The organism is Burkholderia sp. RS01 (genome assembly GCF_039748055.1).
Lineage (GTDB): Bacteria > Actinomycetota > Actinomycetes > Actinomycetales > Micrococcaceae > Arthrobacter.
Genome location: NZ_JBDLAK010000030.1, coordinates 25,427 through 40,009, shown reverse-complemented (window position 1 = coordinate 40,009; position 14,583 = coordinate 25,427). Strand labels below are relative to the sequence as shown.

General features: G+C 67.3%; 9 protein-coding genes and 1 pseudogene. 6 read left to right on the top strand and 4 right to left on the bottom strand.

The window, feature by feature from the left end; translation table 11 throughout:
- Nucleotides 1–208: 208 nt before the first annotated feature.
- From ABFP37_RS20785 to araA, 5 genes are all read left to right on the top strand, one after another.
- Nucleotides 209–3,295, top strand: a complete 3,087-nt coding sequence (locus tag ABFP37_RS20785; RefSeq protein ID WP_347034802.1) for a beta-L-arabinofuranosidase domain-containing protein — start codon at nt 209–211, stop codon at nt 3,293–3,295.
- Nucleotides 3,296–3,410: 115 nt separating this feature from the next.
- On the top strand, nt 3,411–5,642 hold the full coding sequence (locus ABFP37_RS20780) for an immunoglobulin-like domain-containing protein (protein WP_347034801.1): 2,232 nt from the start codon (nt 3,411–3,413) through the stop codon (nt 5,640–5,642).
- A 250-nt stretch (nt 5,643–5,892) separates the two neighbouring features.
- Nucleotides 5,893–7,623, top strand: a complete 1,731-nt coding sequence (gene araB / locus ABFP37_RS20775; protein ID WP_078027368.1) for a ribulokinase — start codon at nt 5,893–5,895, stop codon at nt 7,621–7,623.
- Nucleotides 7,620–8,300 carry an L-ribulose-5-phosphate 4-epimerase gene (locus ABFP37_RS20770; protein WP_347034800.1) on the top strand — a complete coding sequence of 227 codons (681 nt, stop codon included), beginning with the start codon at nt 7,620–7,622 and terminating at the stop codon, nt 8,298–8,300. Before araB ends, ABFP37_RS20770 begins: the two co-directional genes overlap by 4 nt.
- Before the next feature lie 86 nt (nt 8,301–8,386).
- Nucleotides 8,387–9,907: an L-arabinose isomerase gene (gene araA / locus ABFP37_RS20765; RefSeq protein WP_347034799.1), complete on the top strand. Its 1,521-nt coding sequence runs from the start codon at nt 8,387–8,389 to the stop codon at nt 9,905–9,907.
- Nucleotides 9,908–9,940: 33 nt separating this feature from the next.
- Here araA and ABFP37_RS20760 read toward each other — a convergent pair whose 3' ends face one another.
- Nucleotides 9,941–10,282: a PDZ domain-containing protein gene (locus ABFP37_RS20760; protein ID WP_347034804.1), complete on the bottom strand. Its 342-nt coding sequence runs from the start codon at nt 10,280–10,282 to the stop codon at nt 9,941–9,943.
- A gap of 60 nt (nt 10,283–10,342) precedes the next feature.
- Nucleotides 10,343–10,824 (bottom strand): annotated as a pseudogene (locus ABFP37_RS20755) (trypsin-like peptidase domain-containing protein); the annotation flags it as partial.
- A gap of 162 nt (nt 10,825–10,986) precedes the next feature.
- Here ABFP37_RS20755 and ABFP37_RS20750 point away from each other — a divergent pair.
- Nucleotides 10,987–12,516: an alpha-N-arabinofuranosidase gene (locus ABFP37_RS20750; RefSeq protein ID WP_347034798.1), complete on the top strand. Its 1,530-nt coding sequence runs from the start codon at nt 10,987–10,989 to the stop codon at nt 12,514–12,516.
- A 54-nt stretch (nt 12,517–12,570) separates the two neighbouring features.
- Here ABFP37_RS20750 and ABFP37_RS20745 read toward each other — a convergent pair whose 3' ends face one another.
- Together ABFP37_RS20745 and ABFP37_RS20740 are read right to left on the bottom strand one after the other, a co-directional pair.
- A complete protein-coding gene (locus ABFP37_RS20745) occupies nt 12,571–12,909 on the bottom strand; it encodes a transcription initiation protein (RefSeq protein WP_078027364.1) in 339 nt (112 codons plus the stop codon).
- Between the two features lie 77 nt (nt 12,910–12,986).
- Nucleotides 12,987–14,564 (bottom strand): glutamyl-tRNA reductase, encoded by a 1,578-nt coding sequence (locus ABFP37_RS20740; protein ID WP_347034797.1) that lies wholly within the window; start codon nt 14,562–14,564, stop codon nt 12,987–12,989.
- Nucleotides 14,565–14,583 lie beyond the last annotated feature (19 nt).

Here is a 14,583-nt window from a genome sequence, read left to right as displayed (position 1 = left end):
GCGCAGCCGGTTCGTCAAGATCGTGGGGCTCCGGGTCGACCTCGGGCAGGTGGAACGGATCCTGGCCGGCCTTGGCGTGCAGGCGGCGAGCGCCGGCACCGACCAGGGCGTGGGGGGGGGGGGGGGGGGGGGGGCCCCGCCCCCCCCCCCCCCCCCCCCACTCCCGCATTACATCCGCGGCAGCCCTCGACAACGTATCGGAGATCCAATGACGAATCCTGTATCCAGACGCAATATCCTTCGGCTCGGAGCCACCGCAGCGGCGCTCCCGTGGCTCCCCTCGCTGGCGACCGCAGCTACGGCAGCCGCCGCCCAGGAGCCCCTGTCAACCACCGGCAGTGTTGCCGCCGCGCTTACCCTTCGCCCCTTCAAACTTTCGGACGTCACGCTGGGTCCCGGAGTGTTCGCCCGGAAACGGGACTTGATCCTCAACTTCGCCCGCGGCTACGACGAACGCCGCTACATCAATGTCTTTCGGGCCAACGCCGGCCTCCGGACGATAGCGGGCGTAACGCCCCTGCCGGCCGGCGGATGGGAAGGCCTCGACGGCGAAGCAAACGGTAACCTCAGGGGCCATTTCACCGGGCACCACATGTCCATGCTGGCCCAGGCCTATGCCAGCACAGGGGAGGAGGTGTTCGGGAGGAAGCTGCAGAACCTGGTGTCCTCGCTCCACGAATGCCGGCAGGCGCTGGCCCAGGAACCCGCGGTCCAAACTACTGCCGGGCACTTCGCCGGGGCCGTCGTCGACCTGGTCCGGGGGTCCTACATGTATGGGCAGCTTCCCGCCGGTTCGGCCGACGGGCTGGCCAGCATGACATTCGCCGCGTGGGTCCGTCCTACAGCTGCCGCCAACTGGACCCGCATTTTCGACTTCGGAAATGACACCAGGACATATGCGTTCCTGGCACAGCGCGACGGCAGCGGGCTTCCCCGGTTCGCCATTACGCGAAACTTCGCCGGCGGCGAGCAGACGATCGTGGGATCGGCCCCTTTGCCGGTCAACGAATGGAGCCATGTCGCGGTGACGCTCGGCGGTGGAACCGGAACCCTGTACGTCAATGGTCAGCGGGCCGGCCAAAACACGGCCATGACGCTGACCCCTGCCTCGCTGGGGAGCCTGGCGAACGCATGGCTTGGCCGGTCCCAATACAACGACCCCCTGTATGCCGGCTCCTACCAGGACGTGAACATCTGGTCGGCTGCGCTGACCGCAGCACAGATCGGAGAGCTGGCCGCGGCACGGGCGACAGCCACCTCGGCAGGCGGCGGGGACGTCGTCTCCATCGACTGCAGTGAGGCGAGCGGAGCCACGCTGGTGGACACGTCAGGCAAGAGCCGGCACGCCACCCTGCGGCGCACCTGGGGCCTGCCCAGCCACCCCGGTTTCCTCGCGGCCTACCCGGAAACGCAGTTCATCGAGCTGGAGACCCGAACCTCGCCCGACTACACCCGGGTCTGGGCCCCCTACTACACGGCCCACAAGATCCTCAAAGGCCTGCTGGATGCGTACACGGCCACGAAGGAGCCCAAAGCCCTCGACCTGGCGGTCGGCCTCTGTGACTGGATGCATTCGCGGCTCAGCAAGCTCACTCCGGCCGTTCGCCAGCGCATGTGGGGCATCTTCTCCAGCGGCGAATTCGGCGGCATCGTAGAAGCCATCCTGGAAACCCACGGGCACTCCGGCAAACCGGAGCACCTTGAACTCGCCAAATACTTCGACCTCGACTCCCTCATCGACGCGTGCGCCGCTAACAAGGACGTCCTCACAGGCCTCCATGCCAACCAGCACATCCCGATTTTCACCGGGCTGATGCTCATGTACAACAAGACCGGTGAGGAAAGATACCTCAAGTCCGCCCGCAACTTCTGGGGCATGGTCGCAGGTCCGCGCACCTACAGCATCGGCGGGACAAGCCAGACAGAATTCTGGAAGGCGCCCGGCCAGATTGCCAGCACGCTGCATGACACCGACGCCGAAACCTGCTGCGCCTACAACATGCTCAAGCTCTCCCGCGAACTGTTCTTCAAGGAGCAGAACCCCGCATACATGGACTATTACGAGCGTGCGCTCCTGAACCAGGTGCTGGGCTCGAAGCAGGACCAGGACAACGCCGAGCTGCCGCTGGCGACCTACTTCATTGGCCTTCAGCCTGGCGCCGTCCGCGACTTCACCCCGAAGAACGGGACCACATGCTGCGAAGGCACCGGCATGGAGTCCGCCACGAAGTACCAGGATTCCGTCTACTTCACCGCGGACGACAACAGCGCCCTGTATGTGAACCTCTACATGCCTTCCACCCTCAACTGGGAGGGCAGGAACCTGACAGTCACGCAGGAGACGTCGTATCCGCTCGAGCAGCGGTCAAAACTGACCATCGCCGGCAACGGCCAGTTCGAACTCCGCCTGAGGGTCCCGGCTTGGGCTGCGGCGGGCTTCACTGTCCGCGTCAACGGAACTCCGGTTGGCGGACAGGCAGCCCCTGGCACCTACCTCAACATCCCCAGGGCGTGGAAGAGCGGCGACTCGGTGGAGATCGACATGCCCTTCACCCTCCGTGCCGAAAGGGCCCTGGACGACCCGACAGTTCAGACGCTGATGTACGGTCCTGTGCATTTGGTCACCCGGGACAGCCGCACAACGCTCCTGCCGTTCAGCCTCTACGGGACTGCCAAGCTCAACGGAGACCTGGCCCCCGCCATGCAGCCGGTTCCAGGCAAGCCGCTGCACTTCACCCTGTCCGGCGTTGAACTAGCGCCCTTCCTCGAAGGAACGGCAGACGCATTCCACTCATACTTCCGGCGCCAGGAGCCGGTGGTCGTCTTAGGCGGCGTGGATTCGGGGGTGCCCAACCCTTCGCGGGCCAACAAGACCACCCTGCTCGACGACCTCTGGGACGCTGCTTCCTTCCTGAACAAGCCTGAACTGCTGAAGCGCGTGGCCCAGGTGAACAGCATGTGGATCACGGAGGGAGCGCTTACCCAGGCAGACGCCGACCGCATCTACCGATGTGCCCAGCGCGCCGCCTTCGCGCCCCCGGCCGGCGAGATCGATGACCTCCAGGGGGTCGCGGATGCAGCCCGCACCGCCGGCACCATGACGGCCGATGCGCACGCGATGCTCGGCTCCCGGCTGGACTCGGCCCGGAAAGCACTGACCGAGAAAACCACGGCGAAAGCTGTGCACTGCCTGAACCAGTACGTCGACTTTGCCGGGCGCAGCGTCGACAACCAGGCCCTTCGGGACGGCCTGGTGAGCGGCGCCCAGGCCCTCATCGTCAGGCTGACCTCCTGATTTTCCTGGCCCCCTGCTCCGGACCGCGCAGCTGCAGTTCCCCGGACCCGCACCAAGACCCGTCCGTCAACCGCGGCATCTTGCCGCCCGAACGAAAGCATCACTCATGCCCTTAATGACCCTCAGAGCCCGCACAGGACCGGCCGTCCTCACAGCGGCCGCCCTCGTGCTGGGCGGCCTCTCCGCGGGTGTCCCCGCCCAGGCTGCCATTGACGACGGCCTCGTCCTCAAATACAACCTGACCGAACCGACCGGCTCCGTTGCCGAAGACTCCTCCGGAAATGGCCGCAACGGCGTCATCAGCGGCGACGCCAGCCGCCTCGGCGATGAGGGCCTGCAGCTTGGCGGCACCAACGCCCACGTCCGCCTTCCCAACGACGTCATGCGGGGCCTCGACTCCATCACTGTTTCGACCGACGTGAAGCTCGCCACGGATCAGGCCGCCCCCTATTTCATCTGGGGACTGGGCAATACCAGCAACGGCACCGGCAACGGCTATCTGTTCACCACCGGCAACTCGTACCGCACCTCGATCGCGAGCGGTAACTGGTCAACGGAGCAGACAGCCAATGCCGGGCGGGACCTGGCACGCGGGGCCTGGAAGACCATCACCTACACCCTCAGTGGCGGCACCGCCGTCCTGTACGAGGACGGCGTCGAAGTTGCCCGCAAGGGCGGCGTGACCATCACCCCGGGCAGCATAGGCGGCGGAAGTACGGCAGCCAACTACCTGGGACGATCGGTCTACAGCGGAGACAAGTACCTGAAGGGGCAGGTCCGCGACTTCCGCATCTACAACCGCGCACTCTCGGCGGCCGAAGTACGCGAGCTCGGCTACGTCTCCCCGGAAGAGCGGGTGGCCCTCGATCTCCAGAATCTGTCGCTCGGAGACACCAGCGCCGTCACCGCCGGCCTGAACCTGCCCCGCACCGGACCCAACGGCTCGGCCTACACCTGGACGTCCTCGAACGAGGGCATCGTCTCGTCCACGGGCGCCGTGACGCGCCCGGCCTACGGAACAGGAAATACGGCCGTGACTTTGACGGCCAGTGCCACGTCCGGGGCGGCCACAGCTTCCAAGGCGTTCACCGTGACGGTCCTCGAAGACATCAGCGGCGAGCAGAAAGTCAGCGAGGCCGCAGCCGCCCTGGAGGTGTGGGACGCCGAGGGAATCCGCGGCAACATCACCCTGCCCGCAAAGGGCCTACACGGGACCGACGTGGTGTGGAAATCGAGCGACGAATCCGCCATCACCGCCACCGGCGAGGTCACCCGGCCTGCCTACGGCGGCAAGCCGGTCAAGCTCAACCTCCACGCGTTCGTCAGCTACGGCAAGACCAAGACGAAGAGGACTTTCCGCGCCACCGTCCTTCCGTTGCCCAAGACCGAGGCCAAAGAGGGCTACGCCTTCGCGTACTTCACCGGCAACGACATCGCCGGGGAAAACATTTTCATGGCCGCCAGCCGGGGCAATGACGCGCTCAAATGGGACGAACTCAACGGCGGAAAGGCAGTGGTGAAATCCAGCCTTGGCACCAAGGGCCTGCGCGATCCCTTTGTCATCCGCTCTCCCGAAGGCGACAAGTTCTACATGATCGCCACCGACCTCTCCATTGGCAGCGGGACCTCGTGGGACGCCTCCCAGCGCCAAGGCAGCCAGTACCTGGAGGTCTGGGAGTCAACGGACCTTGTGAACTGGTCCGGGCAGCGGCACGTGAAAGTCTCTCCGGACACGGCAGGGAACACGTGGGCGCCGGAAGCACACTACGACGAGAAAATCGGGGCGTACGTCGTCTACTGGGCGTCCAAGATCTACGCCGACAACGACCCGAACCACTCCGGCGGCACGCACAACAAGATGATGTACTCCACCACGCGCGACTTCCGGACCTTCAGCGAAGCCAAGGTCTGGAACGACCCGGGTGATTCGGTCATCGACTCCACAGTTATCAAGGAGGGCGACACCTACTACCGCTTCACCAAGGACGAAGCCCGCGTCTCCGGCTGCCTCGACATCATGCAGGAAAAGTCCACGGACCTGCTGGCTGTCGACCTGCCGGCCACGAACCCGCGCAATTGGTCCCTGATGGCCAACTGCATCGGCAAGAACGCCGGGACCGGCGGCGTAGAGGGGCCGACCGTCTTCAAATCAAACACCGAGGAGAAGTATTACCTCTTCGTGGATGAGTTCGGCGGGCGCGGCTACATCCCGCTGGAAAGCACCAGTCTCGAAAACCCCGACTGGAAGCTCGCGAGCAACTACGAACTGCCTCGCGCACCGCGCCACGGCACCGTCCTGCCCGTCACCAAGACGGAGCTGGAGCGCCTCCACAGCCAGCTCGGCTAAGGCGCCGCAGCGAAATATCGCCCGTCAAACTTGCTCTGACGCCTGGAAGGCAGGGGCTCCGCCAGATTGGCGGGGCCCCTGCCCTATGGCGGAGCGTGCCGAGGGAGGCGGCAGCGTCCCCTGGGACGCCCCAAATTGGTCGCTGCCGATGCTTGACGCGCAGATATGTTAGCGTTCACAATCTAAGAGAATCTTTTACGTTTTCGATACCGGGCACAGGGGCCAGCACCTCCCGGATGGAGGTTTTAGCATGCAATCTAGTGATGACACCGGGTTCAACCCCGGCGGCGAAAACTATGTCATCGGGGTGGACTACGGCACCCTGTCGGGCCGGGCCGTGGTGGTCCGGGTAAGGGACGGCAAGGAACTCGGCAGCGGGGTGTTCGACTACCCCCACGCGGTGGTCACCGAGGCGCTTCCGGCGGATGTGGCGGACGACGGCGTCACACGCCTTCCCGGCGAATGGGCACTTCAGGTGCCGAACGACTACCGGGAGGTGCTCCGGCACGCTGTGCCGGCGGCGATCGCGGACGCGGGCATCGACCCCTCCGCAGTGGTCGGCATCGCCACGGACTTCACCGCATGCACCATGGTGCCGGTGAAGTCTGACGGCACCCCGCTGAATGAACTGCCGGGCTTCGCCAGCCGGCCGCACGCGTACGTCAAGCTCTGGCGCCATCACGCCGCGCAGGGGCAGGCGGACCGGATCAACGCCCTGGCCGCCGAGCTGGGCGAGACCTGGCTGCCGCGCTACGGCGGGTTGATCTCCTCCGAGTGGGAGTTCGCCAAGGGGCTGCAGCTGCTGGAGGAGGATCCGGAAGCGTACGCGGAGATGGACCACTGGGTGGAGGCCGCGGACTGGATTGTCTGGCAGCTGTGCGGCAATTATGTCCGCAACGCCTGCACGGCCGGGTACAAGGGCATCTACCAGGACGGGAAGTATCCGTCCGAGGATTTCCTGGCCGCGCTGAACCCGCAGTTCAAGGACTTTGTTAGCGCTAAACTGGAGCACACCATCGGCCGGCTCGGCGACGCTGCGGGGTTCCTGACCGCCGAGGCCGCTGCCTGGACCGGACTGCCGGAGGGCATCGCCGTGGCCGTCGGCAACGTCGATGCCCACGTCACCGCCCCGGCGGCCAAGGCCGTGGAGCCGGGCCAGCTGGTGGCCATCATGGGCACCTCGACCTGCCACGTCATGAACGGTGCGGAACTGCGCGAGGTGCCAGGCATGTGCGGGGTGGTCGACGGCGGCATCGTCGACGGACTCTGGGGCTACGAGGCAGGCCAGTCCGGCGTGGGGGACATCTTCGGCTGGTTCACCAAATACGGTGTTCCGCCGGAGTACCACGAGGCCGCGGCCGCTGCCGGCCTGGGCATCCACGAGTACCTCACCGGGCTGGCTTCCGGGCAGGCGATCGGCGAGCACGGCCTGATCGCCCTGGACTGGCACTCGGGCAACCGCTCGGTCCTGGTGGACCACGAACTGACCGGCGTGGTGATGGGCCAGACGCTGGCCACCCGGCCAGAGGACACCTACCGCGCGCTCCTGGAGGCCACGGCCTTCGGCACCCGCACCATCGTGGACGCCTTCCGCGACTCGGGGGTGCCGGTGAAGGAGTTCATCGTGGCCGGCGGGCTGCTGAAGAACAAACTCCTGATGCAGATCTACGCGGACGTCACCGGGCTGCAGCTCTCCACCATCGGCTCCACCCAGGGGCCGGCGCTGGGCTCGGCGATCCACGCCGCCGTCGCCGCCGGCAGGTACGCGGACATCCGGGCGGCCGCGGCGGCCATGGGCTCAGCCCCCGGAGCCGTATACACCCCGATCCCGGAAAACGTCGCCGCGTACGAGGAACTCTTCCGCGAATACCGCACCCTGCACGACTACTTCGGCCGCGGAACCAACGACGTCATGCACCGGCTCAAGGCCATCCAGCGTCACGCGGCAAAGTCCCTGCTCGCAGAAGGGGTCTCCGCATGAGCGCCCTCCTGGACACCATTGCCCGGATCCGGGCCGAGGTCTGCGCCCTGCACGCCGAGCTGACCCGCTACGAACTGGTGGTCTGGACCTCCGGGAACGTCTCCGCCCGTGTCCCGGGCCACGATCTGATGGTGATCAAGCCGTCCGGAGTCTCGTACGCGGACCTCACGCCGGAGACCATGGTGGTCACCGACCTCCACGGCGTCCCCGCGGACGGCGAGTGGGGCAACCCGGCCCTGACGCCGTCGTCGGACACCGCAGCGCACGCCTACGTCTACCGGCACATGCCCGACGTGGGCGGAGTGGTCCACACCCACTCCACTTACGCGACGGCGTGGGCCGCGCGGGGGGAGGCCATCCCGTGCGTGCTGACCATGATGGGCGACGAGTTCGGCGGCACCATCCCGGTGGGCCCGTTCGCGCTGATCGGTGACGACTCGATCGGCCGCGGGATCGTCGAAACCCTGCAGGCCTCCCACTCGCCGGCGGTCCTGATGCAGAACCACGGACCGTTCACCATCGGCAAGGATGCCCGCTCCGCGGTCAAGGCCGCCGTGATGTGCGAGGAAGTGGCCCGCACCGTCCACATCGCCCGGCAGCTGGGCGAGCCGCTGCCGATCGACCCGGGCCAGATCGAGTACCTCTACGACCGCTACCAGAACGTCTACGGCCGCTAAACCCCTCCCGGCCGCCAAACCCAATAACCCGGCGGCCGGGTCCCGCAGCATTCCCTTTCACCTCAGTCCTTTCCAGGAGAACCACCATGCCCCACGCCAACAACACCTCCCTTGAGCACTACGAGGTCTGGTTCCTCACCGGCAGCCAGCACCTTTACGGCGAGGATGTCCTGAAGCAGGTCGCCGCGCAGTCCCAGGAGATCGCCGCCGCCCTCAACGCCTCCTCCGACGTTCCCGTCAAGCTCGTCTGGAAGCCCGTGCTGACCGACTCGGACGCCATCCGCCGCACGGCGCTCGAGGCGAACTCGGACGATGCCGTGATCGGCGTGACCGCCTGGATGCACACCTTCTCCCCGGCGAAGATGTGGATCCAGGGCCTGGACCTGCTCCGGAAGCCGCTGCTGCACCTGCACACCCAGGCCAACGTCGAGCTGCCCTGGGCGGACATCGACTTCGACTTCATGAACCTGAACCAGGCCGCCCACGGCGACCGCGAATTCGGCTACATCCAGTCCCGCCTCGGCATCCCGCGCAAGACCGTGGTGGGGCACGCCTCCAACCCCGAGGTCGCCCGCCAGGTCGGCGCCTGGCAGCGCGCCTCCGCAGGCTGGGCCGCCGTCCGGACCCTGAAGCTGACCCGCTTCGGGGACAACATGCGCAACGTCGCCGTCACCGAAGGCGACAAGACCGAGGCCGAGCTCCGTTTCGGCGTCTCGGTGAACACCTGGTCCGTGAACGAGCTCGCCGACGCCGTGCACGTCGCCGCAGAGTCCGACGTCGACGCCCTCGTCGCGGAGTACGAGCGCCTCTACGAGGTGGTCCCGGAGCTGAAGGCCGGCGGCGCCCGGCACGAGTCGCTGCGCTACAGCGCGCGGATCGAACTCGGCCTGCGCAGCTTCCTCGAGGCCAACGGCTCCGCCGCGTTCACCACGTCCTTCGAGGACCTGGGCGAACTGCGGCAGCTGCCCGGCATGGCGGTCCAGCGGCTCATGGCCGACGGCTACGGCTTCGGCGCCGAGGGCGACTGGAAGACCGCCATCCTGGTCCGTGCCGCGAAGGTCATGGGCGCCGGCCTGCCCGGCGGCGCCTCCCTCATGGAGGACTACACGTACCACCTCACGCCCGGCCAGGAAAAGATCCTCGGCGCCCATATGCTCGAGGTCTGCCCCTCCCTGACCGCCACGAAGCCGCGGGTCGAGATCCACCCGCTCGGCATCGGCGGCAAGGAAGATCCCGTCCGGATGGTCTTTGACACCGACGCCGGCCCCGGTGTCGTCGTGGCTCTGTCCGACATGCGGGACCGGTTCCGGCTCGTGGCCAACGCCGTGGACGTCGTGGACCTGGACGAACCGCTGCCCAACCTGCCCGTCGCCCGCGCCCTCTGGTCCCCGAAGCCGGACTTCGCCACCTCCGCGGCGGCGTGGCTCACCGCCGGTGCCGCCCACCACACCGTCCTCTCCACGCAGGTGGGCATGGAGGTGTTCGAGGACTTCGCTGAAATCGCCCAGACCGAGCTGCTCACCATCGACGACGGCACCACCATCAAGCAGTTCAAGAAGGAATTGAACTGGAACGCCGCCTATTACAAGCTGGCCGGCGGCCTGTAGCGGCATTGGGTTCCGGGGCGGCCCGGTTCGCGCTCACCCCGTCTGGGAAGCGCGCGAAACGAGCTGGACCTTCGCTTCGTGGGTTTCCGTTCCCCGGCGGAATTCGACGGTCACGGTCTGTCCCGGGCTCCTGCTCCGCAAGGCGGCGAGCAGGTCCTCGGGCGCGGCCAGCTCTTCGCCGTCGAGCTTCACGAGGACATCGCCGGACCGGATGCCGGCCTTCGCGGCCGGTCCACCGTCCGGGACCGCGAGGGCCAGGGCGCCGCGCGTGTCCGGCAGGCCCAGGCGCTCGGCGATCTGCGGGGTGATATCACCCAGCGTCGGGCCTATGAAGGCGTGATCCGCGGTGACGTCCTCGCGGAGCTGATCCGCCACTTTGACGGCGGTGGCGGCGGGGATGGCAAACCCAAGCGCTACAGCTCCGGACTGCGGCGGGATGTAGGCCTCACTGATTCCAACCACCTCGCCCCTGCCGTTCACCAGCGCGCCGCCGGAGTTTCCGGGGCTGATTGCGGCGTCGGTCTGGATCAGGTCCACCAGGGACTGGCTGCTGGCGGCGGACCCGGGGATTTCGCGGTGGAGGCCGGAGATGATGCCCGCCGTCGCCGTGTTTTCGAATCCCAGCGGGGAACCGATCACGACGGCGAGTTCGCCGATCCGGGCAGTTCGGACTGGAATTTGGCCACCGGAAGGCCGGTGCGCTTCGCCTCCACGAGGGCGAGGTCGGAAACGGCATCGGTGGCCCGCACGATGCCGGCCACGCGGCGGCCGTCGGCGAAGGCCACTTCAACGTCCGTGCGTCCCCGCACCACGTGTTCGTTGGTCAGGATCAGCCCCTCCGCCGAATAGACCACGCCGCTCCGAGAATGCGGAGCGCGCGGCACACGAGATGAGGGGTCGCTGGCCGGGGGGTTCATTGGACTTCCTCTCATTGCCGGGCGAGCGGGGGGAGCTGTCCTGGAAGCTGATTAAAAATTAACCCCGGATGGACTCGGGTGGCCAGAGGCCTTGACGGACGCGGCCGTCAGCGGTCAGACTGGTTTCTATAACGTTGTAGAAAAGGGAAAGAGGACGCACCGATGAGCACTCCAGCCGCCAATTCCGCGAAAATCACCATTGATCCCACCTTCGCCGTGGGGCCGGTGAGGCGCAGGACGTTCGGCGCCTTCGTCGAGCACCTGGGCCGCTGCGTCTACACGGGCATCTTCGAGCCTGAGCACCCGATGGCGGACGCGGACGGCTTCCGGGCTGACGTCCTGGAACTGACGCGGGAACTGGGCGTCTCCACTGTCCGCTACCCGGGCGGGAACTTCGTGTCAGGCTACCGCTGGGAGGACGGCGTCGGCCCTGCGGAAGAGCGCCCCGCGCGGCTCGATCTCGCCTGGCACTCCACGGACCCCAACCTCGTGGGCGTGGACGAGTTCGCCAAATGGTCGGTCAAGGCCGGGGTGGAGCCCATGATGGCCGTGAACCTTGGCACGCGAGGCACGCAGGAAGCCGTGGACCTGCTGGAATACTGCAACATCGACGGCGGCACGGCGTTCTCGGACCGGCGCAGGGCCAACGGCGCCGAGCAGGGGTATGGCATCAGGATGTGGTGCCTGGGCAACGAGATGGACGGGCCCTGGCAGATCGGCCACAAGAACGCCCTGGAGTACGGCCGCGTGGCTGCGGACGCGGCGCGGGCCATGCGCATGGTTGACCCGGACCTCGAACTCGTGGCCTGCGGAAGCTCCGCGCCCGGCATGGACACCTTCGGTGAATGGGAGCGGGTGGTGCTGACCGAAACGTACGAGCTCGTGGACCTGGTCTCCGCGCACCAGTACTTCGAAGACCTCGGCGATCTTCAGGAACACCTCTCGGCCGGGCACCGGATGGACTCCTTCATCCGCGACATCATTTCCCACATCGACCATGTGAAGTCGGTGAAGAAGACCGCGAAGCAGGTCAACATCTCCTTTGACGAGTGGAACGTCTGGCACGCCGGCCGCGACGAATCCAAAGTTCCTTCAGGCAAGGACTGGCCCGTCGCCCCCGCCTTGCTCGAGGACCGCTATTCGGTGGCGGACGCCGTCGTCGTCGGCGACCTGCTGGTCACCCTGCTGCGCCACACCGACCGTGTCCACTCGGCGAGCCTTGCCCAGCTGGTCAACGTCATCGCCCCGATCATGACGGAACCGGGCGGGCGCGCCTGGAAGCAGACCATCTTCCACCCGTTCGCCCTGACCTCCCGGTACGCGGCCGGCACCGTCCTGCAGCTTGCAGTGGAGTCCCCCTGGCTGAGCGGCGGCAAAACCGAGGATTTTGCCGCGCTCTCCGCCGTGGCGACGTTCGATGCCGAGGCCGGGGAGGCCGTGGTTTTCGCGGTCAACCGATCAGCCGCTGAGGCGTTGTCGCTCGACGCCGCCGTGGCCGGGCTCGGCAACAACGTGCGGCTGATCGAGGCCGTCACCTTCGCCAACAAGGACCCGTACTGGCACGCGACGGCCGATGACTCCACGTCAGTGCTGCCCGCGGAGAACGTGAGTGTGAAGCTCGACGGCGGCCGCCTCACCGCCGTTCTCCCGGCCGTTTCGTGGACGATGATCCGCCTGGCCGTGGAGTCCTGACCTCCGCCGGCTGGTTGGGACCCGGGCGTTTGGGACCTGCGGCTGGCTGTGCAGCTAGCTCGCCGGGTCGTACCCGAACTCGCGGAGCTCTTGCGAGCAACGGCACGCCACCGCGATCTTCCTCGCCCACTCGACCGCGTCCTCGCGCGTCGGCAGTTCCAGCACGGTGAACCCGCCCTTGAGTTCGGAGCCCGGATAGATCTCGGGGCTGACCGACCCGTCGGCGGAGACCATCACGGGGTCGACGTCCTCCTCGATCCCGCCGCCGAATACGTAGACGCCGGCAGCTTTCGCCTCCTGGATCACAGCGTGGGATTCGGCGAAGACGATCGGGAACTCCTCGTCGGTGAGCACCATGGCTTCGCTCGGGAACGAGATGAGGTATTTGGTCATGTCACGATGATGCCCCGCGGGCGGGCCGGACAGCAACGGTTGTGGATAGTTGAGGGCAACGTCCTGGCGGGGTACAGCTAGCTCGCGGCGGGAAGGGTGAGGAACGGCTCCTCACGGCCCTCACCCTGTCCGGGACAGATGCTTCCAGCACCGTCCCGGGTGGCGGCCGGCGCGTCAACGTCTCCTGGGCCTGCATACTGCAGGACCCCCGCTTCCACGTTTAGCCCGTAGAGGGCCTCGAGCGCCGCGGTGTAGTCGTCCTGCCGCCCGGCCGCGGCGAGCTCCCGCGCCCGGGCGGTGGGAACATGAAGGAGCTGCCGCACGACGCGCCGGAGTGCGAACTCGACTGCTTCCGCCGTGGCAGTACAGCCGTGCTCGTTCTTCACCCGTGCAATTTCCCCGGCGAGGACCTGCTGCATGTGGCCGCGCAGGGCCACAATGGCAGGGTCCATGAGGCGGGCCTGCTGGTCCTCCTCGAACTTCACCGCCGCCTGCCGGATCAGCTCTTTGGCCTGCCGGACTACGTCCGTGTGTTCGGGCGGCGAGGCGAGCCGCACGTCCTCAAGCGAGATCAGTTCAACGCCCGGCAGCTCGCCGGCCCCCGGTTCAAAGTCCCGGCTGAGCGCGAGGTCGACGACGACGAGATCGGCCGTTGCGCCCTGCCTGAAGGCGCGGAAGTCGTCAGCGCCAAGCCGCGGTCCGCGGCCGCTGCATCCGATCACCACATCCGCGTTGAGAATCGCCGCCTGCAGATTGTCCCGGGTCAGGGCTGCGGCGCCGCGGGACGCGGCAAATGCCTCTGCCCGTCCGGACCAGGAGAACACGGAGACCCGGGTGCATTGTCCGGCGGCCAGCAGTGCCATGGTGGAACCCGCGTAGGCGCCCGTGCCGATGACCACGACCGACAGGCCGGCTAAGCCGCGGCCGGCCTGGTTCCGGCGGCCCTGATCCCCAGCAGCCTGACCCCCACCAGTCTGATCCAGGTCCGGCCGCGGCCCGATGCCGAGTCTTGCGGTTGCCAGGTCCAGGGCCACCGAGACCATGGACCGGCCGGCGTCGCCCAGCGTGGTCAGCGCGCCCACATCCCGTGCCGCGCGGGAAGCGCCCTGGAACAGCCGGACAAGCGCTCCGCTGGCGGTGCCGGATTCCTGCGCAGAAGCGAGGGACCGCCGCAGCTGCCCCGCGATCTCCCGCTCGCCTATCACCGCCGAGTCAAGGCCCGCCCCCACCGAGAACAGGTGCTCGGTCATGGCGGGACCTGTCAGTGCGTCAAAGGACTGGCTGAGTTCGTGCCGGGGAACGGCGGAACACATACTGATGACGGACAGCACGTTCTCCCGGGCTGTTTCAGGGCGGGCGCCGGGGGCGGTTTCGCAGTAGACCTCGAAGCGGTTGCAGGTTGACAGTACAACGGCGCCGGCGATGCCGGGCAGGTCCGCGATGACCGCCGACGTGATCCGCAGGGGCCCCGAGCCCAGCCGTGCCAGGAACTCCATGCCCGTTGCGCGTTCACCTGGGGCGGCCCGCACCGGCTCCGGAAACCCGGCAGCCCGGGCACCGCGATGCGAGGCGACCAGGGCAAACAGCCCCCGGTCTGTGGCGGCCCCCTCTGCGACTGCCCATGCCGCGATGGGCACCTCAGGATTCTGCGCCAATGCCTGCCCCACCTTCCGC